The organism is Mitsuokella apri (assembly GCF_051886055.1).
Lineage (GTDB): Bacteria > Bacillota > Negativicutes > Selenomonadales > Selenomonadaceae > Mitsuokella.
In genome coordinates, this window is record NZ_JBJEXT010000037.1 from 1 (window position 1) to 2,015 (window position 2,015).

At 55.1% G+C, this 2,015-nt stretch carries 3 protein-coding genes; all 3 read left to right on the top strand.

Going from position 1 to position 2,015, the window contains the following annotated elements; translation table 11 throughout:
- The coding region (locus ACI4OH_RS05285; protein WP_439784329.1) for a hypothetical protein at nucleotides 1-605 on the top strand (605 nt) is incomplete at its 5' end.
- 336 nt (nucleotides 606-941) lie between these two features.
- The gene (locus tag ACI4OH_RS05290; RefSeq protein ID WP_439784330.1) at nucleotides 942-1,391 is read left to right on the top strand and encodes a CAP domain-containing protein; all 450 of its coding nucleotides are present in this window, start codon (nucleotides 942-944) and stop codon (nucleotides 1,389-1,391) included.
- Between the two features lie 145 nt (nucleotides 1,392-1,536).
- Nucleotides 1,537-1,797, top strand: coding sequence for a hypothetical protein (locus tag ACI4OH_RS05295; protein WP_439784331.1), 261 nt, complete (start codon nucleotides 1,537-1,539; stop codon nucleotides 1,795-1,797).
- Nucleotides 1,798-2,015 lie beyond the last annotated feature (218 nt).

The following is a 2,015-nucleotide window of genomic DNA, read 5'->3' on the forward strand; positions in this document are numbered from 1 at the left end:
GCAATGTGGCAGGCAACTATCGCTACAACTACAGCGGCCTGATCACGCTCACGCCAGCAGAACCGACCGAACCTACCGTTCCGACGAAGCCGGATATCGATTCGCACAACCCGTCGAATGTCAACGGCTCTGGCTCCTGGACGAATAACATGGGCAACCGTGGTATCCCGGGCGTCGAGCGCGTCGCCGGTCTCACGGATGCCCAGCTGCCGTTCTTCCGCGTGGAAGCGGGCAGGGTGACGCAGTACGGCACGTATGACGTTACGGAGACGCCGAGTGAGGTCCGCCTTGAGCCGACGGGCAAGCATCTGCCGGAGCCGGATCAGCCGAAGACGCAGTACCGCGAGTACACGAAGACGCTGACGACGGCAGATGGCAGCGGCCAATTCCTCTTGACGTACGATGGCTCGACGTTCCGCATCGAGCCGACGGACGGCGCAGCGCTCGCGCTCGTGCGCGCCGGTGACGCCAAGAATAACGTCGAGCTCTCGGAACAGGCACTCCACACTGGCTTCAGCGAGATGGGACTCGTCCTCGAATCGCTCGATGCCGTCTACGTCCACCTGGACGGGCACAGCCAGGCTGGCTCTGACGAGCTTGCCTGAGCCGTTTTTAGACGTCTTTTCGCTATTGAAGAGGATAGTGGCGCCTTTTGCACTGTCCTGCGGGATTTTTTGGTATTAGAGGAAGGAAATTTCCATTTATCGCCTGAATGGTAATTGACCCGCCAAATTATATGTGGTAAACTATAGATAGTAAGGATAAACCTGACAAAACTGAATCGATGTGAACATGCCCTGTGGTCGCGCAGCGCCCGCAGCGGTAACGGATCTGCTTAAGTTTCGAAGCGGTATGGATGACAGCCTGAAAAGGCAGCGCAAGGTGGTTTGGAGACCAAGTGCTCTCAAGTCAAAAATATCGTAACGAAAGAGGCGGCCAATATGAAAACCTTGCGGCAGATTATGACTTTACTTGTCATGGCATGTATTGTTTTTGCATCGAGCACGGCTTTTGCGGCCAGCCTTCAGGATGAAGTCTTGTATGAGGTCAATCTTGAACGTACGGCAGCCGGCATCCAGCCGTTAAGCGGGATTGTTTATCTTGACCAGGCGGCTGGAACCCGTGCGCAGGAAGCGGGCATCTTGTTCGCGCATCAGCGCCCGGACGGCAGCCCTGTTAAGTCAGTTTTGAATGGTGCATCCTGCTCCTGGTTCGGTGAAAACCTTGCCATCAGCAGTGTAGTGGATGCTAAAAAGATCGTTCGCGCTTGGATGGGTTCCCCGACGCATCGCGCAAATCTCCTCAACCATCATTTCACGAAGATGGGTGTATCTTGCGTGAGAGGCAATGATGGTCACTACTATTGGGCCATGGAATTTGTTGGTGACTGACCCAGCTGCTTTCTGTGAGGACCGAACTAGATATTCCCGGGCAGGCTGTATGGATTCATGCAGCCTGTTTTCTATTATCGGGGAAGGTTGTCTCTGCAGGTAAAGCATATCGCTCTTGCCGGCAGTCGAAAAACGAGGTGAGAGTATGGGCAGAATGATAGTCCGGACAGGAATGTCCATCGCGGCTTTTCTCGCCATAGCGATGCTCGTTCCATCTGGAGGTCAGTATGGCTGCGCTCATGCACAGAGTGCTGCTTCGCTGACGGAGCTCAGCTCTGGTGCAGGTGCGGCCATCGTGCGCGACCTTGAGCGTCGCGGCACGCCGCGCGGCAACTACAAGATCTCCGAGGCGGATGACGATGTCGTCATCGACGCAGAGGCTTACACGGAAGGTCCGTCGACGTGAGCTTTGCACCCGTCTTGTAGGTAAGATGCAGTCGGACCCACATGTCAAAATCAGTCAAATGGATGCCGGGATCCCGCGTCCACCGGAAGGGCAGAGATGCCTGACGGTGGTGCGGGATTTTTTGTGATTTTTTTCGGAAAAGCTGTTGACAAACGGATGTGATTCCTGTAATATAATACAAGTCGCCGCGAGATACCGGCCAGCACGAAAAGCGAGAA

What these genes read in the sequence shown, in the direction of transcription:
- ACI4OH_RS05290 (WP_439784330.1), top strand. Translation starts at nt 942, where the DNA reads ATGAAAACCTTGCGGCAGATTATGACTTTACTTGTCATGGCATGTATT.
- ACI4OH_RS05295 (WP_439784331.1), top strand. Translation starts at nt 1,537, where the DNA reads ATGGGCAGAATGATAGTCCGGACAGGAATGTCCATCGCGGCTTTTCTC.